The 25,621-nt window shown below is 56.0% G+C and carries 17 protein-coding genes and 2 tRNA genes; 14 read left to right on the top strand and 5 right to left on the bottom strand.

What is annotated here, in order from left to right; all coding sequences use genetic code 11:
- Positions 1 to 84: 84 nt before the first annotated feature.
- Positions 85 to 1,971, bottom strand: a complete 1,887-nt coding sequence (locus tag IB237_RS25045; RefSeq protein ID WP_192491468.1) for an MFS transporter — start codon at positions 1,969 to 1,971, stop codon at positions 85 to 87.
- Between the two features lie 499 nt (positions 1,972 to 2,470).
- Between IB237_RS25045 and IB237_RS25040 the strand changes: the two genes are divergently transcribed.
- Positions 2,471 to 3,505, top strand: coding sequence for an aspartate-semialdehyde dehydrogenase (locus IB237_RS25040; protein ID WP_192491467.1), 1,035 nt, complete (start codon positions 2,471 to 2,473; stop codon positions 3,503 to 3,505).
- A 196-nt stretch (positions 3,506 to 3,701) separates the two neighbouring features.
- Positions 3,702 to 4,517 carry a lytic transglycosylase domain-containing protein gene (locus IB237_RS25035; RefSeq protein ID WP_192491466.1) on the top strand — a complete coding sequence of 272 codons (816 nt, stop codon included), beginning with the start codon at positions 3,702 to 3,704 and terminating at the stop codon, positions 4,515 to 4,517.
- 26 nt (positions 4,518 to 4,543) lie between these two features.
- Here the strand turns inward: IB237_RS25035 and IB237_RS25030 are convergent, their stop codons facing one another.
- Together IB237_RS25030 and pdxY are read right to left on the bottom strand one after the other, a co-directional pair.
- Positions 4,544 to 5,185: a carbonic anhydrase gene (locus IB237_RS25030; protein WP_192491465.1), complete on the bottom strand. Its 642-nt coding sequence runs from the start codon at positions 5,183 to 5,185 to the stop codon at positions 4,544 to 4,546.
- A gap of 161 nt (positions 5,186 to 5,346) precedes the next feature.
- Positions 5,347 to 6,222: a pyridoxal kinase PdxY gene (gene pdxY / locus IB237_RS25025; protein WP_192491464.1), complete on the bottom strand. Its 876-nt coding sequence runs from the start codon at positions 6,220 to 6,222 to the stop codon at positions 5,347 to 5,349.
- Positions 6,223 to 6,435: 213 nt separating this feature from the next.
- Here pdxY and IB237_RS25020 point away from each other — a divergent pair, with 213 nt between their 5' ends.
- The 3 genes from IB237_RS25020 to IB237_RS25010 all read left to right on the top strand — a co-directional run bounded on the left by IB237_RS25020 (position 6,436) and on the right by IB237_RS25010 (position 10,280).
- Positions 6,436 to 7,869, top strand: coding sequence for a M20 family metallopeptidase (locus tag IB237_RS25020; protein ID WP_192491463.1), 1,434 nt, complete (start codon positions 6,436 to 6,438; stop codon positions 7,867 to 7,869).
- A 96-nt stretch (positions 7,870 to 7,965) separates the two neighbouring features.
- On the top strand, positions 7,966 to 9,426 hold the full coding sequence (locus tag IB237_RS25015) for a phospholipase D-like domain-containing protein (protein ID WP_192491462.1): 1,461 nt from the start codon (positions 7,966 to 7,968) through the stop codon (positions 9,424 to 9,426).
- A gap of 71 nt (positions 9,427 to 9,497) precedes the next feature.
- The gene (locus tag IB237_RS25010; RefSeq protein ID WP_192491566.1) at positions 9,498 to 10,280 is read left to right on the top strand and encodes an endonuclease/exonuclease/phosphatase family protein; all 783 of its coding nucleotides are present in this window, start codon (positions 9,498 to 9,500) and stop codon (positions 10,278 to 10,280) included.
- A gap of 60 nt (positions 10,281 to 10,340) precedes the next feature.
- Here IB237_RS25010 and IB237_RS25005 read toward each other — a convergent pair.
- Together IB237_RS25005 and IB237_RS25000 are read right to left on the bottom strand one after the other, a co-directional pair.
- A tRNA-Gly gene (locus tag IB237_RS25005) sits at positions 10,341 to 10,415 on the bottom strand.
- Between the two features lie 241 nt (positions 10,416 to 10,656).
- Positions 10,657 to 10,731: transfer RNA gene (locus IB237_RS25000), tRNA-Gly, on the bottom strand.
- Positions 10,732 to 10,992: 261 nt separating this feature from the next.
- Here IB237_RS25000 and IB237_RS24995 point away from each other — a divergent pair.
- From IB237_RS24995 to IB237_RS24955, 9 genes are all read left to right on the top strand, one after another.
- Positions 10,993 to 11,502: a prolyl-tRNA synthetase associated domain-containing protein gene (locus tag IB237_RS24995; protein WP_192491461.1), complete on the top strand. Its 510-nt coding sequence runs from the start codon at positions 10,993 to 10,995 to the stop codon at positions 11,500 to 11,502.
- 76 nt (positions 11,503 to 11,578) lie between these two features.
- Positions 11,579 to 12,547 carry a thioredoxin gene (gene trxA, locus IB237_RS24990; RefSeq protein ID WP_192491460.1) on the top strand — a complete coding sequence of 323 codons (969 nt, stop codon included), beginning with the start codon at positions 11,579 to 11,581 and terminating at the stop codon, positions 12,545 to 12,547.
- Between the two features lie 107 nt (positions 12,548 to 12,654).
- Positions 12,655 to 13,329 (top strand): LON peptidase substrate-binding domain-containing protein, encoded by a 675-nt coding sequence (locus IB237_RS24985; RefSeq protein WP_192491459.1) that lies wholly within the window; start codon positions 12,655 to 12,657, stop codon positions 13,327 to 13,329.
- Positions 13,330 to 13,341: 12 nt separating this feature from the next.
- Positions 13,342 to 13,530, top strand: a complete 189-nt coding sequence (locus IB237_RS24980; RefSeq protein ID WP_192491458.1) for a Trm112 family protein — start codon at positions 13,342 to 13,344, stop codon at positions 13,528 to 13,530.
- A 139-nt stretch (positions 13,531 to 13,669) separates the two neighbouring features.
- Positions 13,670 to 19,123, top strand: coding sequence for an alpha-2-macroglobulin family protein (locus tag IB237_RS24975; RefSeq protein ID WP_192491457.1), 5,454 nt, complete (start codon positions 13,670 to 13,672; stop codon positions 19,121 to 19,123).
- A 28-nt stretch (positions 19,124 to 19,151) separates the two neighbouring features.
- Positions 19,152 to 21,230 carry a penicillin-binding protein 1C gene (gene pbpC / locus IB237_RS24970; protein ID WP_192491565.1) on the top strand — a complete coding sequence of 693 codons (2,079 nt, stop codon included), beginning with the start codon at positions 19,152 to 19,154 and terminating at the stop codon, positions 21,228 to 21,230.
- 216 nt (positions 21,231 to 21,446) lie between these two features.
- On the top strand, positions 21,447 to 22,943 hold the full coding sequence (locus IB237_RS24965; RefSeq protein ID WP_192491456.1) for an acetyl-CoA hydrolase/transferase family protein: 1,497 nt from the start codon (positions 21,447 to 21,449) through the stop codon (positions 22,941 to 22,943).
- Positions 22,944 to 23,071: 128 nt separating this feature from the next.
- Positions 23,072 to 24,394 (top strand): alpha/beta hydrolase, encoded by a 1,323-nt coding sequence (locus IB237_RS24960; protein ID WP_192491564.1) that lies wholly within the window; start codon positions 23,072 to 23,074, stop codon positions 24,392 to 24,394.
- Between the two features lie 134 nt (positions 24,395 to 24,528).
- Positions 24,529 to 25,566, top strand: coding sequence for a 4-hydroxyproline epimerase (locus IB237_RS24955; RefSeq protein ID WP_192491455.1), 1,038 nt, complete (start codon positions 24,529 to 24,531; stop codon positions 25,564 to 25,566).
- The last annotated feature ends 55 nt before the right edge of the window (positions 25,567 to 25,621 follow it).

The following is a 25,621-nucleotide window of genomic DNA, read 5'->3' as shown; positions in this document are numbered from 1 at the left end:
CGCTCAAGGACTGTGTCCTGACATAAGGGCAGATATAAAAACCCGGCGTCTTGCGCCGGGTTTTCTTTTGGTCGTGTAAGGTGATCAATCCATCGCGTGGATATCGCGGTCCTTGGTTTCCGGTAGGAACAGCAGGCCGATGACCAGCGTGATCCCTGCAAAGATGATCGGGTACCAGAGGCCATAATAGATATCGCCCTTGGCCGCGCTCATCGCGAAAGCCGTTGCTGGAAGCAGACCCCCGAACCAACCGTTACCGATATGGTATGGAAGCGACATACCGGTATAACGAATGCGGGTCGGGAACAGCTCGACCAGCAAAGCGGCAATCGGGCCGTAGACCATGGTCACATAGATCACCAGAACCGTCAGTACAGCGATAATGACTGTCCAGTTCACCGCGGCCGGGTCGGAAACCATGGTGAAGCCACCACCACCGGCAATGGTGTAAACCGCCATTTCCGGTGCGCCGTTCAGTTCTGCCGTCGTTGCCAGCTTGTCAGCCACCAACTTGTCGGCCGGCACCACGGCTTTTTCGCCAGCGCGAACCGCTTCTGCATTGAGATTGAGTTCCGGGTTGGCTGCAATGAAGGCATCCAGCTTGGCATCAGCCACCTTTGCAGGGCCACGGACCAGCGGGTAACCACCATCGTGAAGAGCAATGTTGACCTGCTTCTGGAAGGTGTTGCTCAGTGCCGTTGCCTGATCGCCCGCTGCAACAGCGTCATAGCTGTTGATCGTGGCGCCACCGACGGCAACCGTTGCTGCAGTACCGGCCGGAGCTGTCATCACAACATCGTAAGGTACGGAGTTGCGTGTCAGGAACGCCGTTGCGATATCGCATGAGGTGGTGAATTTGGCAGTGCCGGTTGGGTTGAACTGGAATTTGCAGTCGCCCGGTGCGGCAGTCACCGTTGCACGAACATCCTGCTGCGCCTGTGCCAATGCCGGGTTACCGGCCCATGTCAGGGTCTTGAACAGCGGGAAGTAAGTCAGCATCGCCAGCAGAAGGCCGGCCATGATGATCGGCTTGCGGCCGATCTTGTCGGACAGCCAACCGAACAGGACGAAGAATCCGGTGCCGAGGATCAGCGCGCAGGCGACCATGATGTTCGCCGATTGCCCATCAACCTTCAAAATGCTCTGCAGGAAGAATAGTGCGTAGAACTGGCCTGTGTACCAAACCACAGCCTGACCGATAACTGCACCGATCAGCGCCAGAATGGCAATCTTGGCGTTCTTCCACTGACCAAAAGCTTCCGTCAACGGCGCCTTGGACTGCTTGCCTTCGTCCTTCATTTTTTTAAAGGCGGGGGATTCGTTCATTTTCATACGAATCCAGACCGAAACACCCAGAAGTGCGACGGACAGAAGGAACGGAATGCGCCAGCCCCAGGCAGCAAAGGCTTCCTTGCCAACGGCAAACTGCACGCCAAGAATGACGACCAGCGACAGGAACAGACCAAGTGTCGCTGTTGTCTGGATCCATGAGGTGAAGTAACCGCGACGTCCGTTCGGAGCGTGTTCGGCCACATAGGTGGCAGCACCGCCGTATTCACCGCCCAGTGCCAGGCCCTGCAGCATGCGCAGGATGATCAGGATGATTGGAGCGGCGATACCGATGGTGTCCGCGCCCGGCAGAACACCGACGAGGAACGTGGAAACGCCCATGATGAGGATGGTGACGAGGAAGGTATATTTACGACCGACCAGATCGCCGAGGCGGCCAAACACCAGCGCGCCGAACGGGCGAACGAGGAAGCCAGCGGCAAAGGCAAGAAGCGCAAAGATATTGCGCGTCGTTTCCGGATACTGGCTGAAGAAGGTCGCGCCGATATAGATGGCCAGCGAACCGTAAAGGTAGAAGTCGTACCACTCAAAAACTGTTCCGAGGGAAGAGGCGAAAATCACCTTCTTCTCCTCTCCCGTCATTGGACGGGACGAGCCGCTTACGGCTGCTGCGTTTGCCATTTTCTGTCCTCCACAGATGTAAAATGGTCGCATCGCGTGAACCCAACTCTCCTCCGGGTTGCCTCAAAAGGCACGATGCACCAGTGAATAGATTGACAGAAAATTAACGAGAGGAAGAGCGATGCTTTCGCATTATGACTTTAGTCTAATTTGCTTGTGCAAAAGTGCCGCAGCTTTTGCCTGACGACAGGCGTTTCGCGACCAGTTTTCAGCCGATACAGCCTTGACAGAACCGCTAAACCATCTAATAGCTTGCCTCGAAAGGGAGAGCGACCTTGCATTTAAATGTCTGTGACATTGCTGCATGCAACAGACCGGCTGATGAAGCCGGGGCTTTACCACGCTTTTCTTATTCTATCCGAATTATGGCCAAAACGACGATTAAAACCGTCTGACGTCTCTGGCCACCGCTCTCTCCCCGGTTTGGCTGGGGAACAGGAAATCGCAGCAATGCGGTTCCCCCTCACCAAAAAGAGGAGAGAAGAAAGAGAGCTTGATTATGGGTTTCAAAGTTGCAATCGCAGGCGCCACCGGTAATGTCGGTCGCGAGATGCTCAATATCCTCGCAGAACGCGGGTTTCCAGCAGATGAAGTTGTGGCGCTGGCCTCGGCACGCAGCCAGGGTACGGAAGTTTCCTACGGTGACCGTACGCTGAAGGTTTCCAATCTCGAAAATTACGATTTCTCCGACACCGATATCTGCCTGATGTCGGCTGGTGGCGACATCTCCAAGAAGTGGTCTCCGAAGATTGGCGCACAGGGTTGCGTCGTCATCGATAACTCTTCCGCATGGCGTTATGATCAGGAAGTTCCGTTGATCGTGCCGGAAGTAAACCCGGATGCCATCAATACTTTTGGCAAGAAGAACATCATCGCCAACCCAAATTGCTCGACAGCGCAGCTCGTTGTCGCGCTGAAGCCGCTGCATGACTTTGCCAAGATCAAGCGTGTTGTCGTGTCCACTTATCAGTCCGTTTCCGGCGCTGGCAAGGAAGGGATGGACGAACTGTTCACGCAGACCCGCGCAGTGTTCGTGGCTGACCCAGTCGAGAACAAGAAGTTCACCAAGCGTATTGCCTTCAACGTTATCCCGCACATCGACGTGTTCATGGAAGACGGTTACACGAAGGAAGAGTGGAAGGTTCTGGCTGAAACCAAGAAGATGCTTGATCCAAAGATTAAGGTCACATGCACGGCTGTTCGCGTTCCTGTGTTCATCGGTCACTCTGAGTCCGTCAACATCGAATTCGAAAACGAGATCACTGCCGATCAGGCCCGTGACATCCTGCGCGAAGCGCCAGGTTGCCTCGTTATCGACAAGCATGAAGACGGCGGCTACATCACGCCGGTCGAAAGCGCTGGTGAAGATGCGACTTACATCTCGCGTATCCGTGAAGACGCAACCGTTGAAAACGGCCTGAACATCTGGGTTGTTTCCGACAACCTGCGTAAGGGTGCAGCCCTTAACGCGATCCAGATTGCCGAGCTTCTGGTCAACCGTGGCCTTATCAAGCCACGCAAAGCTGCTGCTTGATACTTTTTCGTAAGAAACGTTGAATATAACCCGCCTGTTCAGTTAAGAAGAGGCGGGTTTTAAATTAGCCGCATCACGGCCAGTTTATTTGCCGCTTCTTCCATGAGCAGGCATTTTACAATTTATACGCGGCAACAAGGCCGTGCGCTGTCAGGGGCGAAGTTCCCCTGAAGTAACAATCGAGGACGAATTTCTGATGCGGGCAATGAAGGTACTTTCCCTTGGTGTGGCGATGTTTGCCGGTTTGGTGGCTGCGCCTGTAATGGCTGCGCAATGTGGCAATACGTCTGCTGGTTTTCCGCAGTGGGTTGATGCCTTCAAGAGTGAAGCCGCTGCCAAGGGTGTCAGCAAGTCGGTTCTTGACCGCGCTTTTGCCAATGTGACCTACAATACCGCTACCATTCGCGCTGACCGTGGCCAGCACAGCTTCAAGCTTTCCTTCGACCAGTTCATGCAGAAGCGTGGCGGCGCAACAATCATTTCCCGTGGCAAAACCATGAAGCGCAACAATGCCGCGCTGTTTGCGCAGCTTGAAAAGACTTATGGTGTTCCTGCTGGCCCGCTGATTGCGATCTGGGGCATGGAAACCGGTTTTGGCAGCTTCATGGGCAACCAGCACACGCTGTCCGCTGTTGCGACCCTGTCTTATGACTGCCGTCGGTCTGAATATTTCACAGAGCAGCTTTATGCGGCTCTGCAGCTCGTCGGCAAGGGTTCACTGTCGACCAGTGCCAAGGGTGCAGCACACGGCGAAATTGGCCAGACGCAGTTCTTGCCGCTGAACGTGGTTCGTTACGGCGTTGATGCTGACCGTGACGGTCGCGTTGATCTGGTTGGTTCGCGCGCCGATGCACTTGCCTCGACGGCAAACTTCCTCAAGGGTCACGGTTGGGTTCGTGGTGCCGGTTATCAGCCCGGTCAGCCGAGCTATGCCGCCATTCAGGGCTGGAATGCTGCAAGCGTTTACCAGCAGGCGATTGCCCATATTGGTCAGGCGATCGACGGCCAGTAAGTCTGGCCGTCACCACTTCAGTTCAATCACACATCCGGGCGGCGAAAGTCGCCCGTTTTGCTGTCCATGATCCACAGTTCACCGGTCGAGATGTCGAACCATGCGCCGTGAATTTTTGTTTTGCCAGCTTCGACCTGGGTTTTCAGGAACGGGAAGGTCATGAGGTTGTTGATGGAGTTGCGGATTGAGACGCGCTCAAGTGCGGTCTGGCGCTCGCCAGCCGTCATGATATCGTTGCTCTGGATTTGCTCGGCAGCGGGCTTCACAAGGCCCATCCAGCGGCCGATAAAGTCGCCTGGCGACAAGGGTGCGAGATTGGGGTCGAGAGCCGCCTGGATGCCGCCGCAGCGGCCGTGACCCATCACAACAATGTCCTTCACCTTCAAGACCTGAACGGCATATTCAATGGCCGAGGATGTGCCGTGGTACTGGCCGTCGGGTTCAAATGGCGGGACCATGTTAGCCACGTTGCGCATCACGAACAGTTCTCCCGGGCCGCAATCGAAAATCGTTTCGGGCGCAGCGCGGGAGTCGCAACAGGCAATAAAGAGTGTTTGAGGTTTTTGACCGGTTTCAGCCAGGGCGCGATAACGTTCGCTTTCGTCCTTGTAGCGACCGCTCATGAAGTTTCTGTAGCCAGACAGAAGAGATGGGGGGAAATTCTGCATGGGTTCGAATTATCCTTCCTTTGACTGAATATCAATCAGTTGGTGAGGTCTGTCCCGAAGCAGCAAGGGACAGGCCCGATTGCGAAAAATGCGCATGGTTTTGTATTTTCGCATTTTCTGAATGAGCTCGATCTACACCTTTTTGGCAGATCGAGTAGCTGTTATTTTTGTTTCAGCCGGCCGGGATGCATCAGGTGGCGCATTTGTACCATGGCCATGGGCGTAGAAAGACTTGAGGCGTCGGTTTCCAGCGTCAGTTCATTCATGCCACGTTTCATGGTGCGTGCCAGTATCTCAAAAACGCTGGCCGTTGCCAGTTGCAGGGCCTTCTCATCGCTCATGCCCTGCAGCACCCGCGCCAGAAACAGCGCGCCCAGCAAATCGCCCAGGCCGTTTGGCACATTGTCGATCGAACGGTGTTCAGCCAGCAAGGCGGCTTTACCGCTGAGGAACAGATTGCCGATACCGCCTGCCATCATCGGCACTGCCGAAGTAACCAGCATGCGTGCAGGGCCAAGCGCCAGAGCCGCATCCATAATGGTGGCATTGGTTTCAAGGTCTGCACCACTCATCCAGGCAAGCTCATAACGATTGGGGGTGGCAATCGAGGCAAGTGGAATAAGCTCGTCCAGAATGGCGTGCGCGGTTTCCAGCGGCACATAAAGCCCGCCCTTGTCGCCCATGACGGGGTCGCAGGCGTAAATCAGGTCCGGGTTCTTTTCCCGCAGCGTCTTTATCAGTCGCGCAACGGCTCTCACCTGCGCAGCGCTACCGAAATAGCCCGTTAGTACAGCTTTGACTTCACCGGTCCATGGCGCATTGGCCAGATCGTCCATCGCCTTTTCAAAATCCGCGTCGGGAAAACGCAACCGGGTGGAAGGTCCCTGGCCGGGATGCCATGGCATGACAATGGTGGGAACGGACCAAACCGGAAAGCCCAGTGTTTCAAGGGCAAATGCCGCGGCGCGGTTGCCGACGGAACCGCGCATGACCTGGCTGGATATGGCGATGACGCTGCCGTTTACGGTTTCAGACATGACACTCACATTCCAATCGAAGCCCGGGAGCGGCGATGGTGCGCCACTTCTGTCAGGCTTTAGCATTCATTGCCGCCTCTCATGGCATAGCAATTTATTATATTCCACCGTTGTTTACGCATGGCTGGCCTGAAGCGACACTTTTCATTTTACAATCAAAAGCTATGGTCACGCCCAGCACCTATTCCGGGACTGTCACGAAAGTATTTCAGCATGACGCAGCAAGATTCCAACCGTCCACGTATCTGGCAGATTGTGGAGGATAAAAAGCAGGACTTCATAGAGCTTAGCGACACCGTATGGGGAACACCCGAGACCTGTTACATGGAGACGGCATCGGCCGCCGCACACCGCAGCATGCTGGAAAAACAGGGCTTCAACGTCACGGCCGATCTGGCGGGTATTCCAACCGCGTTGATGGGCGAAGCGGGAAAAGGTGGCCCGGTCATTGTGTTTCTGGGTGAATATGATGCGCTGGCCGGTTTGAGCCAGAAGGCGGGCGCCACCAACCACGATCCTGAAACCGAAGGTGCCAATGGCCATGGTTGCGGCCACAATTTGCTTGGATCGGCGTCCTTGCTGGCGGCGACTGCGTTGAAGGACTGGCTGGCGGACACAGGTATTGCCGGCCGCGTGCGTTATTATGGTTGCCCGGCAGAAGAAGGTGGCGCGGCAAAGGCCTTTATGGTGCGGGCCGGTGTGTTTGATGATGTCGATGTTGCCGTCTGCTGGCATCCCAGCGATTTTGCGGGCGTTCAGCGTAGTACGACACTGGCCAATTCCCGCGTCGACTTTACCTTTAAGGGGCGTGCTGCACATGCTGGCGCAAACCCTCATCTGGGACGCAGCGCGCTTGATGCGGTGGAATTAATGAATGTCGGGGTCAATTATCTGCGTGAACATATGCCGTCTGATTGCCGCATCCATTACGCAGTGCTGGATACGGGCGGCATTTCCCCCAATGTGGTGCAGGCACGCGCCAAGGTGCGCTATGTGGTGCGTGCGCCGGAACTCGACGGTATGCTGTCGCTGATCGAGCGTGTCAAAAATGTTGCAAAAGGCGCAACGCTGATGACGGAAACCTCGGTCGAGAGCCGGGTGATCAGTGCCGTTTCCAATCTTTTGCCCAACACGCCACTAATGGATGTCATGCAGGATATATGGGAGCAGTTGGGCGTGCCTGAGTTTGATGAGCAGGACCGTGCCTTTGCCACGGAAATCCGCAAGGCGCTGTCACCCGACGATATTGCAGCGACCTGGCGCGCATTCAGCTTGCCGGAGCGGGATATTCCGCTGACGGATTTTGTCGTGCCTTCGCATGATCGCGCGACATTAAGCACCGGCTCGACCGATGTAGGCGATGTCAGCTGGGTAGTACCAACCGTGCAGGCGGATGGTCCAACCTGCGCCATCGGCACACAGTTCCACACCTGGCAACTCGTCGCGCAGGGCAAGAGCCCGGCGGCCCACAAGGGCATGGTGGCAGTGGCTAAGGTCATGGCGGCTACAGGACTGGCTGCGCTGGAAAGTGAACAGTTGCGTGAGGCTGCACGGGCTGATCTGGTCAGGCGCCGTAAAGGGAAGCCCTATATCAGCCCACTGCCGGAAGGGTCTGAGCCGCCGATCCGCGAAATGTCATCGCGCTAAACTGCCCTGAAAGACGGGCGACGGATTTCCGGCGATAGTACAGCCTTTGATTGCGGCACGCATTGCGTGCCGCAACAACCGTATTATATTTAATGCATGCTCGATCTGTTCGTGACCTATTGGCCGCATATTCTTGCCGTTCTTTCCGTGGTCCTGGGAACGATCGCTGCCGTCCACGCCACGATGACCAAAGAAGAGGTTCGCTCCGCCGTCGGGTGGGTCGGTGTGATCGTTCTGTCGCCTATCGTTGGTGCAGTCATCTATTTTATTGTCGGCATCAATCGCATAAGGCGCAGCTCCATCATTCAGCATCGCTCCCTGGTGCAGGGCGGTATCATGGACCGCGTTGTGCAATATGACGTCGATGGCGAGACTGTCACCCGGCTGTTTGGACGTCGCTTTGCGGCAATGAAGACGCTGGCCGACCGCGTGACCCGCCATGCGATGACGTCCGGCAACAGCATAACGCCGCTGGAAACTGGTGACGCGGCCTATAAGGCGATGCTGGATGCCATCCATGCCGCGCAGCGTAGCGTCATTCTGGAAACCTATATTTTCGACCATGACCGTATTGGCCTGCGGTTTGTCGAGGCGCTGTCACAGGCAAAAAAACGCGGCGTTGAGGTGCGGGTGCTGGTGGATGCCGTGGGTGCCCGTTATTCCGTGCCAAGTATCGTCGGTCATCTGCAGCGAGAGGGTGTTACCACTGACGTGTTCAACGGTCAGGTGGTGATGGGATTGAGGCTGCCCTATGCCAATTTGCGCACGCACCGCAAGATCCTGGTTGTCGATGGGCAGTTCTGTTTTACCGGCGGCATGAACATACGAGAAGGTTTCACCGGAGAATTTGCCGGCAAGGATTTCGCGCTCGACACACATTTCAAGGTAACGGGACCAATCGTCGCCGACCTGTTTACCATTGCTGCCGAGGACTGGCGTTTTACCACTGACGAGCTTCTCGACGGCCCTGTTTGGGATATCGTGCTGCCGGATGCCGAACCGGGCTCACCGTTGATGGCGCGTATTGCGTCATCGGGTCCGGATAAAAGTATCGAAACCAGCCACAAGATGCTGATGGGGGCGTTCTCAGTCGCACGTTCCTCTATCCTGATCATGTCACCCTATTTCCTGCCTGACCGTGAATTGATCTCGTCGATCATCACGGCGGCGCGCCGCGGCGTGCAGGTGGATGTGATTGTGCCGGCCAGCAACAATCTCAAGCTGGTGGACCATGCCATGACGGCGCAGTTTGACCAGCTTTTGAGGAACTATTGCCGTATCTGGCGGGCGGAAGGTGCCTTCAACCACTCCAAGCTGATGGTGATTGATGATCGCTGGTCCTATGTCGGTTCTTCGAACCTTGACCCGCGTTCGCTGCGGTTGAATTTTGAGATCGATATCGAAGTGCTGGATGAAGCCTTCGCCCGCCAGATCGCTGAACGCATTGAGACGGCTCGCCAGAACGCAACCGCGGTCAGCCTTGATGCGTTACGTGCACGTCCGTTTCTGGTCCGCTTTACCGAGCGGGTTCTGTGGTTGGCCTCACCTTATCTGTAATTGCGGGAGAATGGCATTTCGTGAATCGTATCAGGGAAAAGACCAAGACGGAGAGCCTGCAAGCCGCACTAATGGCATCCATCAAGAATCGGCGGCGCCGTCAGGAGCATGGCGTGTTGATGGACACGTCACAGCCGGTGATCGCCTCTTATAATGTTCATAAATGCGTTGGCCGGGACGGCCGTTTTGACCCTGAGCGAACCAGTCGCGTCATTCAGGAAATCGGCGCCGACATTATTGCCCTGCAAGAAGCCGATACCCGCTTCGGCGAACGACGTGGCCTGCTCGATCTGGCGAGGCTGGAGCGCGAAAATGGCCTGGTCGCCGTGCCCATTGCACCGGCAGGCAAGGCGCATGGCTGGCACGGTAACGTGCTGCTGTTCAAGGAAGGCAAAGTCCGGGATGTGCACACGGTAAAACTGCCCGGTCTTGAGCCACGCGGTGCGCTGGTCACTGAACTTGAATTGAAGCGTGGTGGCGCGCTGCGGGTGATTGCTGCGCATTTCGGGCTTTTGCGGCATTCGAGAGCGCAACAGGCGAGGGCATTGCTGGAACTGTTGGGCGAACGTGAGGGACTGCCAACCATTTTGATGGGCGATCTTAATGAGTGGCGGCTTGGAAAAGGATCGTCACTCAATACATTTCGTGATGCATTTGGTTTTTTGCCGCCGGCGGTGCCGAGCTTTCCTTCCAACCTGCCGGTGCTTGCGCTGGATCGAATCATCGCCAACCGCAAAGAATTGATTGGTTCGGTAACTGTGCATGATTCGGCACTGGCACGCGTTGCTTCTGACCACCTGCCGCTGAAGGCACATATTCAGTGGGATGGTGTCAAGGAAACTGACAAACAATAGGCCAGAAATGCAAAAACCGCCTTGCGGCGGTTTTGAGAATTTATCTCCTTTTAGGAGATTTGGAGCGGGCGAAGGGATTTGAACCCTCGACCCCAACCTTGGCAAGGTTGTGCTCTACCCCTGAGCTACACCCGCTCAAAAATCCAGGGCCCGGGGTAGTTGCTGAGCCGTGGGTCGCTGCGTTGCGGCGACGACGGCTATATCGCTCAATCGATTTTCAAATGCAATACTCAATACATTTCGTGATGCATTTAGTTTTCTGCCGTTGAAGGCGCATAATCTGTGGGAAGGCTTCAAAGAAATTGAAAAACAATAGGACTGAAATGCAAAAACCGCCTTGCGGCGGTTTTGAGCATTTATCTCCTTTTCGGAGATTTGGAGCGGGCGAAGGGATTTGAACCCTCGACCCCAACCTTGGCAAGGTTGTGCTCTACCCCTGAGCTACACCCGCTCAAAAATCCAAGGCCCGGGGTAGTCGCTGAGCCGTGGGTCGCTGCGTTGCGGCGACGGGGGCTATATCGCTCAATCGATTTTCAAATGCAACAGGGAAATGACAAAAAGAGTGAGAAAAAACGCATTCACCTTTCAAGTTATTGAAAATAAATGGAAATTTTAGGGGTTTGTTTTGTGGTCGCCATTGCGCGACTTGATTTTGCCGCTTAAAACCCTCTGACGGCTATTTCAGATCGAGTGACAGCAGAGAAGCGATGACATGACAAATCCGGCCCCTAAAACGCCAGAAGCCCTGTTCGAATTCTTCGATAATCTGGGCATTTCCCATAAGACAACGAGCCATGAACCGGTGTTTACCGTGGCCGAATCGCAGTCTTTGCGTGACCTCATTCCTGGTGGCCACACCAAAAATCTGTTCGTAAAGGACAAGAAGGACCAGTATTTTGTGCTGACCGTCGAAGAAAATGCGGTGGTTGATTTGAAGACCGTGCATAAGGCGATTGGTGCGGCGAGTAAGGTCTCTTTCGGCAAACCGGAAAAGATGCTGGAGTATCTGGGCGTGGTACCGGGTTCGGTCACGGTGTTTGGTGCGATAAACGATACCGGCAATGTAGTGACCTTTGTGCTGGATGAAGCACTGATGGAAAACGAGCTGATTAACGGCCATCCGCTTTCCAATGATGCAACCACAACTTTAACCTCCAAAGACGTGTTGCGTTTTCTCGAGGCAACAGGTCACACGCCGCTTGTCTTGAAAGTGAGCGAGTGACATACGATCTTTGCCACGATAATGCTTTGGCGCACGACAGTGCGGCCTGTGCTGGCTTCAAGAACTGGAGACGACGATGAGCGGAATGGACAACCCCTATGGCGGTTCTTTTGGTGCGCAAATGAGCGCATCGGCCCAGTATGGTGCCGCTAACGGTGCTGGTGAGGGCGGTTTCATCAAGGACACGACCACGGCAGGTTTTACCAAGGATGTGCTTGAAGAGTCACGTCGCCAGCCTGTTCTGGTGGATTTCTGGGCGCCGTGGTGCGGACCGTGCAAACAGCTAACACCGGTGCTGGAAAAGGTCATCAACGAATCGGCCGGCCGCGTGAAGCTGGTCAAGCTGAACATCGATGATCATCCGTCCATTCCCGGACAGCTTGGCATTCAGTCCATACCGGCAATCGTCGCCTTTGCGGATGGTCGCCCGGTAGATGGCTTCATGGGTGCCGTGCCTGAGAGTCAGATCCGCGAGTTCATCGGCAAGATTGCTGGACCGGCAGGCGATGACGCTGCAGCCGAGATTGAAGCTGCATTGGCTGAAGCACGCCAGTTGTTTGCGGATGGTCAGTACGATCAGGCGGCCCAGCTTTTTGGCGCTGTAATGCAAGCTGCACCTGACAATGCCGGTGCGATCGCCGGTATCGCCGACTGCATGATTGCGGTTGGCCAACAGGACCGCGCCAGCCAGTTGCTGTCGTCGCTGCCGCCGGAAATTGCCGAAGATGCAGGTATTCAGGCCGTTCAGAAAAAACTGGCGCAGTATGAAGAAGCCCGCAAGCTGGGCGACCCGACAGCGCTGGAACATGAGCTTGCACTGAACGCTGACAACCACGAAGCACGGCTGAAACTGGCAAAGATCCTCAATGTGCAGGGCAAGCGTGACGAGGCCGCAGATCACCTGCTGCTGGTGATGCGCAAGGACCGTACTTTTGATGATGATGGCGCGCGCCGTCTGCTGCTCGAGTTTTTCGATGCATGGGGCTTCAAGGACCCGGCAACGGTTGCAGCACGGCGTAAACTTTCTGCCGTTCTATTCTCCTAAACCAGGTCTGATCGCTGACAAAGGCTTGCGTTTTTGCGCAAAAACACCACATTTGGTGCTGTAGTAAATCTGGCCTGTTGTGGCTTTCACGCTGAGGGATGATCCTGATGCAAGTGGGAAATGCGAGATATGTGAAGGGCAGTGATCTGCCCGCCACCGTTCCGGTTTTTCCGTTGTCCGGCGCACTTTTGCTGCCCGGTGGCAATCTTCCGCTGAACATTTTTGAACCGCGTTATCTGACGATGTTTGATGCGGCGATGGCGGCGGAACGGTTGATCGGCATGGTGCAACCATCGCTGACAGAGGCGAATAATTACGACCCCAATATGCCCGTTTTAAGCCAGATCGGCTGCCTTGGCCGTATCACGTCGTTTACCGAAAGCGGTGACGGTCGTTATCTGGTGACCCTGACGGGCGTGTGCCGTTTCCGGCTGATCGACGAAGTGGCCTGCTCCAAACCCTACCGGGTTTTCAAACACGCGCCTTTGCTGACGGACCTCACCGGAGACGATGACGAGAGCGCCGTTGACCGGGATAGTTTGTTGCGAGTGTTTCGTGATTTTCTGGATGCCAACCAGTTGGAAGCCGACTGGGAAAGTGTCGAGCGGGCCGGAAACCGTATTTTGGTCAACTCCCTGTCGATGATGTCACCTTTCGGGCCTGCGGAAAAGCAGGCACTGCTTGAGGCGCCGGATCTTCGTTCACGCGCGGAAACACTGATTGCGATTACCGAAATTGTACTGGCACAAGGGCGAAGCGATGGCGGTAATGTTTTGCAATGAAGGTGATGTTGCATGCATGAAAAAATGAGCCGGGTTGACCCGAAGATGCTTGAGCTTCTCGTCTGCCCGCTGACCAAGGGCACGCTGTCCTATAGCCGCGAGAAAAACGAGTTGGTTTCCGAGAGCGGGCGCCTTGCCTATCCCATTCGCGACGGAATTCCGATCATGCTGGTTTCTGAAGCCCGCAAACTGGAAGATTAGCCTTCCAGCAGCCGCATAATATCGTCATGTCGGCGTTATGGATTTCAGCCATAAATTCTGAGGCTTGTTTTGGCTGCGTTGACAAGCCAAAAGGAATTTGAACACAATCGAATATAAAAATCTGTCGGGGAGAGAACAGATGTCCTTGCGCGCCTTGCTTCGCGGTTCCTTCGTGGTTGCTGCAACGGTTTTTGCAACGCTGCCCTCCAATGCTCAACAGGCAGACCGTAAAATAGTCACCACGCAAAATGGCGATTATTTCGGTTTTGACCTGCGTACCGAGCAAAATGTTTCTCTAGATGAGTGCAAGACGACGTGCCTTGATGACGCGTCCTGCAAGGCCTTCACCTATAATCCCAAGGTGCAATGGTGCTTCCTCAAATCGGACTTCAACCAGTTGAACGCTTTCCCGGGCGCTGTGGCTGGCAAAGTCGTGGAAGTGTCCAATGAGCCGGATATCGGTGCGCCCAAGCGATTGTCGTTTATTTCCGACGATCTGGTTCAGGAGGCACGGCGCCTCAAGTCCAGCCTGACGGCGACGGACGAACAGGAGGCAATGGGTTTTGATGCCCTGCTTGGCAATGCCAATATGCAAAGCGGCGCGGGAAATATTCCGCAAGCGGTTGATTTCTTTAAGGCTGCCCTGTCACTGAAACCTGACAACGGCACGGTGTGGGCGCAATTTTCTGCGACCGCTGCCCACGTCGATAACAATTATTCGATTGCCGGACAGGCTGCGTCTGCTGCGCTCAATGCCTATGAGCTGAGCCGTACCTCAAGCGCCAGAACCGACGCACTGGATGCGTTAGCGCGAGCATTTGAAAAAACGCAGAATTACCGTGCTGCCCTCAACACCTACAAGGCACGTCTTGCACTCGTCGATGATGGAGCCATTCGCGCTGCCTACGCCGACCTGCGCACCCGTCAGGGCTTCCGGGTTATCGGCAACACCGTTGATACCGATAGTGCATCGCCGCGTGCCTGCGTGCAGTTCTCCGAACCGCTGGTGAAGGCCGGCGTCGATTATGCGCCTTTCGTGACGCTGGATGGTACGTCGCCAAAGGCTATGGAAGCCAAGGGCAGCGAAATTTGCGTGGAAGGTTTGACCCATGGCCAGCGCTACAAACTTGCTTTGCGTGCGGGTTTGCCATCCTCCGTGGAAGAGCCGCTGGAAAAGCAGGTCGATCTCGACATTTACGTTCGTGACCGTTCGGCCTCGGTGCGTTTTACCGGTGACAGTTTCGTATTGCCGGGCACTGCACGCCGTGGTGTGCCGCTGGTGTCCGTCAACATCGAAAGCGCATCTCTGAAACTTTATCGCGTCGGTGATCGCAACATTGCGCCATTGCTGGCCAATTCGCAGTTTCTCACCCAGATGGACGGCTATAGTTCAGACCGTATCGAAAATGAAATCGGTGAACTGGTATGGCAGGGCGATATCGTTATTCAGCCTGAGTTGAATAAGGATGTGGTTACCAGCTTCCCGGTGGATGAAGCGCTGCCTGAGCGTAAGCCTGGCATCTATGTTCTGACGGCTGTGCCGCCTGGCACTGCGCCGGAAAACTGGGATTCACGCGCAACGCAATGGTTCCTGGTGTCGGATACCGGCATAACGACCTATGCCGGAACGGATGGCCTGAATGTCTTCGTGCGTACACTCAGCACCGCCAAGCCATTGGAAGGCGTGGAACTGCAATTGCTGGCCAAGAACAACGAAGTTCTGGCGACCGCAACGAGTGACGCAGAAGGTCGCGCGACCTTTGCCGCCGGTCTGATCCGTGGAACGGCAGCACAGGCACCGGCAGTCATTACCGCCCGCAATGGCGACGGCGATTACGTTTTCCTTGATATGACGCGCGCCGGTTTTGATCTTTCCGATCGCGGTGTGACAGGACGCGCAGCCCCCGGTGCTATCGATGTGATGAGCTGGACGGAGCGCGGAATTTACCGCGCTGGCGAAACCGTCAATGCTGTTGCGCTTGCCCGTGACATTGAAGGCAATGCCATTGAAAATCTGCCGCTAACCTTCGTGTTCTCGCGCCCTGACGGCGTTGAGGATCGCCGCGTGGTCAGCGATGGCCGGGAGCTTGGCGGACATGCGCTGCAGTTTGAAACGCAGGCCACCGCAATGCGTGGCACCTGGACAATGCGGGTCTATACCGATCCAAAGGCGTCATCGCTGAGCGACACATCGTTCTTGGTGGACGATTTTGTGCCTGATCGGACCGAGTTCGAGCTTTCCAGCTCGGTGAAGGAAATCGTGCCCGGTGCGGAAGCTGATGTTACTGTCGATGGTCGTTATCTTTACGGTGCGCCAGCCGCAGGACTTGAACTTGAAGGCGAAGTTGCCCTCAAACCGACCCGCAGCAGCGATGCTTTTCCCGGTTATTTCTTCGGTCTTGCTGACGAGGAAAGTCAGGAAGAAAGCCGCATGCCGCTGGAAGAACTTCCAGTGCTGGATGATGATGGCAAGGCGACCTTCCCGGTGACGTTGAGTGAAATTCCGTCGACCACGCAGCTTCTCAATGCCAATGTGATTGTGCGGATGCGTGAGGCTGGTGGCCGTGCCGTCGAGCGCAGCCTGACTTTGCCGGTCAAGTCTGAAGGTTCGATGATTGGTATCAAGCCAGAATTTTCCGGTGATCTTGCTGAGAATTCGGTTGGTCGGTTCCACATCATTGGCGTTTCGGCAGACGGTGCAAAACAGGCTATGAGCGGCCTGACATGGAAGCTGATCAAGGTTGAACGGAACTACCAGTGGTATCGTCAGGGTAATTCCTGGCGTTATGAGCCGGTCGTGTTTACCCGTCAGATGGAAACCGGAACGGTGTCCGTTGACGCCAATGGCGGGCAGATTTCCGTGCCTGTCAATTGGGGTCGTTATCGTTTGGAAGTGGAAACTGCCCAGAATGATGGCCCGACGTCCAGCGTTGAGTTTGACGCTGGCTGGTTCGTGGAGGCAAGCTCGACGGAAACGCCTGATGGCCTGGAAATAGCACTGGACAAGGAACGCTACACGGTTGGCGAAACTGCCAAGCTGCAGATTTCTTCCAAATTTGCCGGTGAACTGATGGTCACTGCCGGTTCGGAGGCGTTGATTGCCGTCCAGAATGTCTCGATTGGCGAAAACGGCGGTGAAGTGGAGATTCCTGTAACCGAGGAATGGGGTGCGGGTGCCTATGTGACCGCCACACTCTTCCGCCCTGGTGATGCGCAGGAAAGCCGCATGCCGATGCGTGCCATCGGTATCAAATGGCTGGCCGTTGATCCGGCTGAGCGCAAGCTGAATGTCTCGCTGACCCTGCCGGAAAAGACGCTGCCTCGTCAGCCGCTGGAAATCCCCGTACAGGTGACGGGTGCCGGTGCTGATGAAGACGCCTATGTAATGGTTGCTGCTGTCGATGTCGGGATCTTGAACCTGACACGTTACCAGCCGCCAAAGCCGGATGACTGGTATTTTGGCCAGCGAAGTCTGGGACTTGAAATCCGTGACATATATGGACGATTGATTGACGGTTCGCTGGGTGCGACAGGCCGGTTGCGCACCGGCGGTGACGGCGGGCAGGTTGCCCTGCAGGGCAGCCCTCCAACGGAAAAGCTGGTGGCATTTTTTGCCGGCCCGGTAAAACTGGATGGTGAAGGCAAAGCCGTTATCACCTTTGATATTCCGCAGTTTAACGGCACTGCCCGGGTTATGGCTGTGGCCTATTCCAAGACCGGGGTTGGGCATGCGGTGTCTGATGTCGTCATTCGTGACCCGGTGGTGATTACCGCCAGTGCGCCTAAATTCCTGAGCCCCGGTGACGAGGCCCAGTTGCGGCTGGATATTGCCAATACTGATGGTCGCGCTGGCGATTACACACTGACGGTCTCCAGCAACACCGCTGCCACAGTGGGTGAAGGGCTGGTGCAGCAGACCCTGACTTTGGCGACGGGTGGGAAAGCGGATCTGACCTTGCCATTAACAGGCGAAATGCCCGGCAATGCCGAAGTGACGATACGGTTGGCCGATGCGACGGGTGCAGCCCTTGAACAGGAGTTGAACATTCCGGTGCGGCCAGCTGCCCTGCCGGTGACCACACGACGCAACATTCGTATTGCTCCCAATAGCAGCCTGACTGTGAACGGTGATCTGCTGGCTGACAGCATGCTGCTTGGTGCATCGGTTGCGGTCAATGTCAGCCGCTCGGCAGCTTTCGATGTTCCGGCACTGGTGATGATGCTCGACAAATATCCTTACGGATGTGCCGAGCAAACGACCAGCCGTGCATTGCCGCTGCTCTATCTGTCTGAAATGACAAGCGACACTGCTCTTTCGCAAGACCCTGAGATCAAGAAGCGCGTACAGGATGCGATTTTCCGCGTGCTGTCTTTCCAGTCGAGTTCGGGCAGTTTCGGCCTCTGGTCGCCCGGCTATGGTGATCTTTGGCTGGATGCCTATATCACCGACTTCCTGACCCGTGCCCGCGAACAGTCCTATGAGGTTCCGGAGCAGGCGATGGTTCAGGCTTTGACCAACCTGCAAAACGGCCTGGCGATTGACAACAATGTCCGGGATCGTGGCAATGAAATCGCTTATGCACTTTATGTGCTGGCCCGCAACAAGAAGGCCGCGATTAACGACCTGCGCTACTTTGCAGATACTGCGCTTGGCGAATTCCCGACACCTCTGGCCAAGGCACAGATCGGAGCAGCACTTTCGCTTTATGGCGATAATAATCGCTCGCAGTCGGTCTTTGCATCCTCACTTGGCATGGCGGCTAACTCCGCCAATGTCAGCCTTGCCCGCGCCGATTATGGTTCGGCACTGCGTGATGGTGCGGCCTCTCTGGCACTGGCGGCAGAAAGCCGTCCGGTGCCGCCTGTTGTGCCGCAACTGGCCAGCAGTGTTGCCAAGGAATGGGAAAACAAGACCTACACCAGCACGCAGGAACAGGCGTGGATGCTGCTGGCTGCCCGCGCGCTTAAGGGCGAAGACAAGGACATTCGCCTTGATGTGAACGGCGAAATGTCGACCGGTGGATTTGGCAAACAGATGACGGGCGACGAGTTGCTGCACAAGCCGCTGACCATCTCGAATGCCTCTTCCGATCCAGTCACGGCAACGGTCACCACGGTTGCCGCGCCGGCCTCGCCGCTTGCGGCAGGTGGCGATGGGTTCACGATTTCCCGTGCCTATTATTCGCTTGATGGTGAAGAGGTGAACATCAGCGAGGCCATGCAGAACGAACGTTATGTGGTGGTGCTGAATGTCACACCGCAGCATGACTGGCAGTCGCGCATCCTGATTACCGACCTGTTGCCAGCCGGTTTTGAAATCGACAATCCAAGCCTTGTGGATAGCGCGCAGCTTTCCAATTTCGAATGGATTGGCGAAGTGGAGGCGGCCCATACCGAATTCCGCAGCGATCGTTTCGTGGCGGCATTTGATCGCTCGGCAGGTGACAATTCGGAAATTTCACTGGCCTATGTGGTGCGTGCGGTCACACCCGGTACCTACGATCATCCGGCGGCCAATGTGGAAGACATGTATCGTCCGCAGTTCTCCGCCCGCACAGCAACCGGCCGCATGTCGGTGGTGAAGGCCGAATAAGGCTTTCGCCATGGTGCGGTTCAAAAGCATGCGGTGGAAAAAGACAGCTATAGCGGTTGCCCTGGTCAGTGTTCTGACCATCGGTGCCGCCTATACGCTGGATGCTCTCGATAAGGCCTATCCGCCGCCGCTTGATGCCGCGTTTAGCCGCTCATTGGAAGTGAAGGGCGCAAATGGCCAGTTGCTGCGCGCCTTTGCGACGCCTGACGGGCGCTGGCGGCTGAAGACAACGGCTGGTGATGTTGACCCGCAGTTTTTGAAAATGCTTGTTGCCTACGAGGACCAGCGTTTCTGGCAACATGCCGGTATTGACCCATGGGCGTTGCTTCGGGCGGGCTGGCAGTTGGTGTCGAATGGGCGGATCGTCTCCGGTGCTTCCACACTGTCCATGCAGGTGGCGCGATTGATCGAGCCGCGGACGGACCGCTCCTTTTCTGCGAAATTCTTGCAGGCAGCGCGCGCGGTACAGATCGAACGACGTCTGGGCAAGGCGGAAATCCTTGACCTCTACCTCAATCTTGCACCCTATGGCGGCAATCTCGAGGGGGTGCGTGCTGCAAGTCTCGCATGGTTTGGCAAGGAGCCGAAACGCCTCTCAACGGCAGAAGCTGCTTTGTTGGTGTCATTGCCGCAACTGCCTGAAAGGCGACGACCAGACCGTTTTCCTGAGGCAGCAAAGGCCGCCCGGGAGCGGGTGTTGTTGCGCCTTGCCGTTGCCGATGTGGTAGGCGACGGTGAAGCCGCCCGCGCATCGCTTTCAATGGTACCCTCAAGACGGATGGAGCTGCCGGCCTTTGCACCGCATCTGGCGGAGGTTGCCAGACGCAAGGCACCTGATGCCGGCGAGATCTCAACCACTTTGTCGCTGCCTGTTCAAAGAGAGCTGGAGGCGCTGGCAAAACGTGCAGCTGAAAAGCTCGGGCCAAAAGTCTCGGTGGCGATCGTGATGGCTGACAGCCGCACTGGAGACATTCTCGCCGAAATCGGTTCTTCCGATTATACCGACACGGCGCGGCGTGGCTGGGTGGATATGACGCGGGCAGTGCGTTCTCCTGGCTCGACACTCAAGCCGTTTATCTACGGCCTTGCGTTTGAGGATGGTGTGGCAGCGCAGGAAACGCTGATTGAAGACCGGCCGTCCGATTTCTACGGCTATCGTCCGCGTAATTTCGACATGAGTTATCAGGGTGACGTCAGCATCCGCCAAGCATTGCAGCTTTCTCTCAATGTGCCTGCGGTGAAGTTGCTAGATGCGGTTAGCCCGGCTGCTCTGATGGTGCGCTTCCGACGGGCGGGCGTGTCATTGTCGCTGCCAGCAGGCGAGGCGCCGGGTCTTGCCATTGCGCTTGGTGGAGCCGGGGTTTCGTTGGTTGATCTGGTTCAGCTTTATGCCGCGCTTGCCAATCGTGGTGTGCCAGTCGCTCTCGGCGACGGTGTTCGATCGCAGCCCCAGCCGCAACAGACATCGACCATGCTGGATACCGTCGCGGTGTGGAATGTCAGCGATATACTGGCCAGTGTTCTGCCACCGCTTGGCATGAAACAGCGCGGCATCGCTTACAAAACCGGAACCAGTTACGGATATCGTGACGCGTGGTCGGTGGGTTATGACGGCCGCCACGTCATTGGTGTCTGGGTGGGCCGTGCCGATAACGGCGCCGTGCCGGGCATTGCGGGATATGCCTCTGCTGCACCTATTCTGTTTGAAGCCTTTGAAAAATCTGGCGTGGCGATCACACCCTTGCCATCGGCACCTACAGGTGCGGTGCGGCTGGCCGCACAGGATCTGCCTGCTGCGCAACGTCGTTTCAGTGTGACATCAAGCGGGCTTGTGACCGCTTCAACCCGTGAAGCTGCGCCGCATATCGTCTACCCACCAGAGGGGGCAAAGGTGGAACTGTCGGGGCAGGGCGGTGACATGTCGCCGCTGGTTTTGAAGATGCAGGGCGGGCGCGCACCATTCCGTTGGCTGGCAAATGGCAAGCCCATTCGCGACCTGTCGCGCAAGCGCACCAGCCAATGGCTGCCGGACGGTGCCGGGTATTCGACGCTGACTGTCATTGACGCGGATGGGCGTGCGTCCAGCGTGCGCGTCTTTGTAGATTAGCCCTGTCCGAAGTCTTAACGTCATAGCGTGGTTTTAATGGCGCAGCTATTATCTGCGATCTTGCTTGTTTTTTGACATGGATCAGTTCTGAGTGGCCAAAACTATCCCATACTTATTGCCAAGTTGCGCTGGTGCGAACTATGCGCGATGTCTGCTGCGGTGCAATATATCGCCATCCCGATGATGGCGAACAATGCGTTTTTTTAGGAGAGTTTCATGCTTCAGGATCGTATTCGCAATGCCAGCCTCCTCGACAGGGTGGTCAGTGCGGACGAGGCTGCTTTGCTCATCAAGGACGGCATGACCGTTGGCATGAGTGGCTTTACCCGTGCTGGCGAGGCCAAGGCCGTGCCGCTGGCACTGGCGGAACGGGCGAAGAAAAGCCCACTCTCCATTACGCTGATGACCGGTGCATCGCTTGGCAATGATCTCGACAAGACCATGGTCGAAGCCCATATGCTGGCGCGGCGCATGCCTTTCCAATCCGATCCGGCGCTGCGCAAGGCCATCAATGCCGGCGAGGTGATGTTCATCGATCAGCACCTATCGGAAACCGTTGAGCAACTGCGTTCGGGCCAGATCCACGGCGTTGATGTTGCCATAATCGAGGCGGTGGCAATTACTTCCGAAGGCGGCATCGTGCCAACCACATCGGTTGGTAACTCGGCAAGTTTTGCCATTCTGGCAGACAAGATTATTGTTGAAATCAACCTGTCGCAGTCGGTCATTCTGGAAGGGCTGCATGACATTTTCATTCCGGCACGTCGGCCTACCCGCATGCCCATTCCGGTGGTGACGCCGGATAGCCGCGTTGGTCTGCCCTATATTCCGGTTCCGCCGGAAAAGATTGCCGCTATTGTGGTGACCGAAAAGGAAGACAGCTTCTCGACCGTTCTGCCACCAGATGACGATACCAAGGCGATTGCCTCCCATCTTTCGGACTTCCTGCTCAACGAGGTGAAGCAGGGTCGCATGGGCTATGAGCTGCAGCCGCTGCAGGCCGGTATCGGTACCATTGCCAACGCGGTGATGCACGGCTTTATCGACACGCCGTTCCATGACCTGAAAATGTATTCCGAGGTTCTGCAGGACTCGACCTTTGAATTGTTCGACAGTGGCAAGCTGACCTTCGCATCCGGCTCATCGATCACTCTTTCAGGCGAGATGAACGAAAAGGTTATGCCGCGCCTGATGGACTATAAGTCCCGGTTGATCCTGCGTCCGCAGGAGGTTAGCAACCACCCGGAGGTTATTCGCCGTCTGGGGATTATTGGCATCAACACGGCATTGGAATTCGACATTTACGGCAATGTGAACTCCACCCATGTCGGCGGCACCAATATGATGAACGGCATTGGTGGTTCCGGGGACTTTGCCCGCAACGCGTACATGTCGATCTTTGTCACCAAGTCTATTGCCAAGAATGGTTCGATTTCCAGCGTTGTGCCGATGGTGAGCCATGTCGACCACACCGAACATGATGTGGATATTCTGGTGACGGAAGTAGGCATTGCTGACTTGCGTGGACTTGCGCCGCGTGAGCGTGCGCCGGTGATTATTCGCAATTGCGTGCATCCGCTCTACCGCGACCAGTTGGCAGATTATTATGAGCGGGCTGTAAAACGTGGCGGACATACACCGCATATCCTCGAAGAAGCCTTCTCCTGGCACATGGCACTGCGGGAAAAGGGCACCATGTTGCCTTCTGCCTGATCACCAAAAAAGGCGGGATTGTAAAAAGCAATTCCGCTTCTTTGGGCTTTGCTATAGAAGGGACCCGGCCGGATGCTGTTTTGACGAAGGCTCCATCGTTCGGGGAGAATGAATCTATGCCCTTTGGAATGCGCACAAAATGTGCGGCAGTGTTTATGGTATTTGCCGTGTTGACCGGCTGTGGTGGGCGTCCAATCGGCGTGATGACCCCAACCGGAACGACAGTACCGGGCACGTCTGAAGTCAATCTTCTCGTTGCGACGACCCGTGCTCCCTCTGATAATACCGCAATCCTGTTTGGCGGAGAGCGTGGCACCGGCCTCAAGATCGACGCTGTGACCGTATCCATCCCACCCCAAGCCAACCGCAAGGTCGGGCAGGTACAGTGGCCAAAAAAATTGCCGGCCAACCCGCTTAAGGATTTCACCACGGTTTCAGTTGAGCCGGTTATCGGTGAGGCATCCGGTTTTTCCTGGGTGAAGAAGCACCTTTCCAAGGACCGCCGTGTGCTGGTCTTCGTGCATGGTTTCAACAACCGCTACGAAGAATCGGTCTATCGCTTTGCGCAGATCGTGCATGATTCCGGTACGGACGTGGTGCCAGTGGTGTTTACGTGGCCATCACGCGCCAGCATCTTCGATTATAATTACGACAAGGAAAGCACCAACTATTCCCGTGACGCGTTGGAGGAAATGCTGACCCGTCTTGCTAAAGACAAGTCGGTTGGTGAGATCACCGTGATGGCGCACTCCATGGGTACCTGGCTTGCGGTGGAATCGCTGCGGCAGATGGCCATTCGTAATGGTCGTGTGAATCCGAAGATCAAAAATGTCATTCTTGCCGCACCTGATCTGGATGTGGACGTGTTCAGCCGTCAGTACACGGCACTTGGTACGACGCCGCCGAAGTTCACGCTGTTCGTTTCGCAGGACGACCGGGCCTTAACCCTGTCTCGCCGCATCTCTGGCAATGTCGACCGTCTGGGACAGATTGATCCGACGGTAGAGCCTTATGCCTCGCAGCTTGAAAAGGCCGGCATTACGGTTCTCGATCTCACCAAGCTGAAGTCAGGAGACAATCTCAATCACGGTAAATTTGCCGAAAGCCCCGAAGTGGTGCGGTTGATTGGCGACCGGTTGATTGCCGGACAGACAGTAACGGACTCTGATGTTGGCCTTGGCGAGGCAATTGGCGCCGTTGGAATTGGGGCGGCGCAAACCGTTGGCACGGCGGCCAGCGTGGTGGTCAGCGCGCCGATTGCGGTGTTCGATCCGCGCACCCGCGACAATTATGGTCAGCAGGTTGAACGTTTCGGTCGTTCGCTTGGCAACACAATTGGTTCGGTCGGGGATACGGCCGGTAGTGTGGTCAACGAGTCGGCATTGGGTTCGTCAGGTGTTAATTGCGATCTTTCCGTCAATCGCGATCGTGCCGTCTGTAACCGTCGCTGATCTCCGTAAAACTGTTGCCGGTAAACAAAATTATTCAATATACAAACTGCATGCAGTTGAGTATTGCTTAAGACTAGGTCGCATCATGTGAATGGCGGCATTGTTCGCCGTGGTTGATTTTCGGAGAGAATATCATGCGTTGGAAACGCACACTTCAGCTTCTCGATGTGCATTGTGAAGGCGAAATCGGTCGCGTCGTCGTTGGTGGCGCGCCGAAAATCCCTGGCAACAGCATTGCTGAACAGCTTCACTGGGTGAATACCGATCCGAAAGGTACCGAGCTTCGACGCTTCCTGACGCTTGAACCGCGGGGCACGCCGATGGGGTCGGTCAATCTGTTGCTGCCACCGAAACATCCGGACGCCCATGCGGCATTTGTTATCCTGCAGCCGGACCAGGCTCATGCCAGTTCCGGGTCGAACTCCATCTGCGCCACAACGGCGCTGCTGGAAAGCGGCATGGTGGAGATGAAAGAGCCGGAAACGGTGATCATTCTTGAAACGGCTGCTGGCCTCGTCAAAGCAACCGCCACCTGCCGGGACGGACGCTGTGAAAAGGTCAAGCTGACCATGGTGCCGTCTTTTGTTCACGAGCTTGATGTCAGCATCGACACGGCGGAGTGGGGCCCGGTGACGATGGATATCGCTTATGGCGGCATTTTTTATGCACTGGTGGATGTGCGGCAGATCGGCTTGACCATCGACAAGGCCAATGCAGCCAAGCTGGTGGCGGCGGGCATGGTGCTGAAAGACATCGTCAACCGTTCGGTGCCGGTTGTTCATCCTGAAATCCCGGCGATCTCAGGTGTTGCCTATGTGATGTTCCGCGATGTGGATGCGGATGGCTCCATCCGCACCTGCACCACCATGTGGCCGGGGCGTGCTGACCGTTCGCCATGCGGAACCGGCAACTCGGCCAATCTCGCGACGCTTTATGCGCGCGGCAAGGTCAAACTCGGTGACGAATACACATCGCGTTCCATCATTGGTTCGGAATTCGAGGTTGGACTTTCCGCCTTGACTGAAGTTGCCGGTCGCCCGGCTGTCATCCCGACCATTGCCGGTCGTGGATTTACATTCGGCCTGCACCAAGTGGGTCTGGACCCGTTTGATCCGCTGGCGGACGGTTTTGCGATGACCGATGTGTGGGGACCAGAGGCAGGCGGTATCTAACGCCGGTCTGAGATCGGTCCTTACTGCTGAAAAAATGCATTTACAGCCGCTGAAA

The organism is Agrobacterium sp. AGB01 (genome assembly GCF_014851585.1).
Classification (GTDB): Bacteria; Pseudomonadota; Alphaproteobacteria; order Rhizobiales; family Rhizobiaceae; genus Agrobacterium.
Note: the sequence above shows the minus strand (reverse complement) of the source record. Positions and strands in the feature narration are given on the sequence as shown.

What these genes read in the sequence shown, in the direction of transcription:
- IB237_RS24965 (WP_192491456.1), top strand. Translation starts at nt 21,447, where the DNA reads ATGCTTCAGGATCGTATTCGCAATGCCAGCCTCCTCGACAGGGTGGTC.
- IB237_RS24985 (WP_192491459.1), top strand. Translation starts at nt 12,655, where the DNA reads ATGCAAGTGGGAAATGCGAGATATGTGAAGGGCAGTGATCTGCCCGCC.
- IB237_RS24975 (WP_192491457.1), top strand. Translation starts at nt 13,670, where the DNA reads ATGTCCTTGCGCGCCTTGCTTCGCGGTTCCTTCGTGGTTGCTGCAACG.
- IB237_RS25030 (WP_192491465.1), bottom strand. Translation starts at nt 5,185, where the DNA reads ATGCAGAATTTCCCCCCATCTCTTCTGTCTGGCTACAGAAACTTCATG.
- IB237_RS25020 (WP_192491463.1), top strand. Translation starts at nt 6,436, where the DNA reads ATGACGCAGCAAGATTCCAACCGTCCACGTATCTGGCAGATTGTGGAG.
- pbpC (WP_192491565.1), top strand. Translation starts at nt 19,152, where the DNA reads ATGCGGTGGAAAAAGACAGCTATAGCGGTTGCCCTGGTCAGTGTTCTG.
- IB237_RS25035 (WP_192491466.1), top strand. Translation starts at nt 3,702, where the DNA reads ATGCGGGCAATGAAGGTACTTTCCCTTGGTGTGGCGATGTTTGCCGGT.
- IB237_RS24995 (WP_192491461.1), top strand. Translation starts at nt 10,993, where the DNA reads ATGACAAATCCGGCCCCTAAAACGCCAGAAGCCCTGTTCGAATTCTTC.
- IB237_RS25045 (WP_192491468.1), bottom strand. Translation starts at nt 1,971, where the DNA reads ATGGCAAACGCAGCAGCCGTAAGCGGCTCGTCCCGTCCAATGACGGGA.
- IB237_RS25040 (WP_192491467.1), top strand. Translation starts at nt 2,471, where the DNA reads ATGGGTTTCAAAGTTGCAATCGCAGGCGCCACCGGTAATGTCGGTCGC.
- IB237_RS24980 (WP_192491458.1), top strand. Translation starts at nt 13,342, where the DNA reads ATGCATGAAAAAATGAGCCGGGTTGACCCGAAGATGCTTGAGCTTCTC.
- IB237_RS24960 (WP_192491564.1), top strand. Translation starts at nt 23,072, where the DNA reads ATGCGCACAAAATGTGCGGCAGTGTTTATGGTATTTGCCGTGTTGACC.
- trxA (WP_192491460.1), top strand. Translation starts at nt 11,579, where the DNA reads ATGAGCGGAATGGACAACCCCTATGGCGGTTCTTTTGGTGCGCAAATG.
- IB237_RS25010 (WP_192491566.1), top strand. Translation starts at nt 9,498, where the DNA reads ATGGCATCCATCAAGAATCGGCGGCGCCGTCAGGAGCATGGCGTGTTG.
- IB237_RS25015 (WP_192491462.1), top strand. Translation starts at nt 7,966, where the DNA reads ATGCTCGATCTGTTCGTGACCTATTGGCCGCATATTCTTGCCGTTCTT.
- pdxY (WP_192491464.1), bottom strand. Translation starts at nt 6,222, where the DNA reads ATGTCTGAAACCGTAAACGGCAGCGTCATCGCCATATCCAGCCAGGTC.
- IB237_RS24955 (WP_192491455.1), top strand. Translation starts at nt 24,529, where the DNA reads ATGCGTTGGAAACGCACACTTCAGCTTCTCGATGTGCATTGTGAAGGC.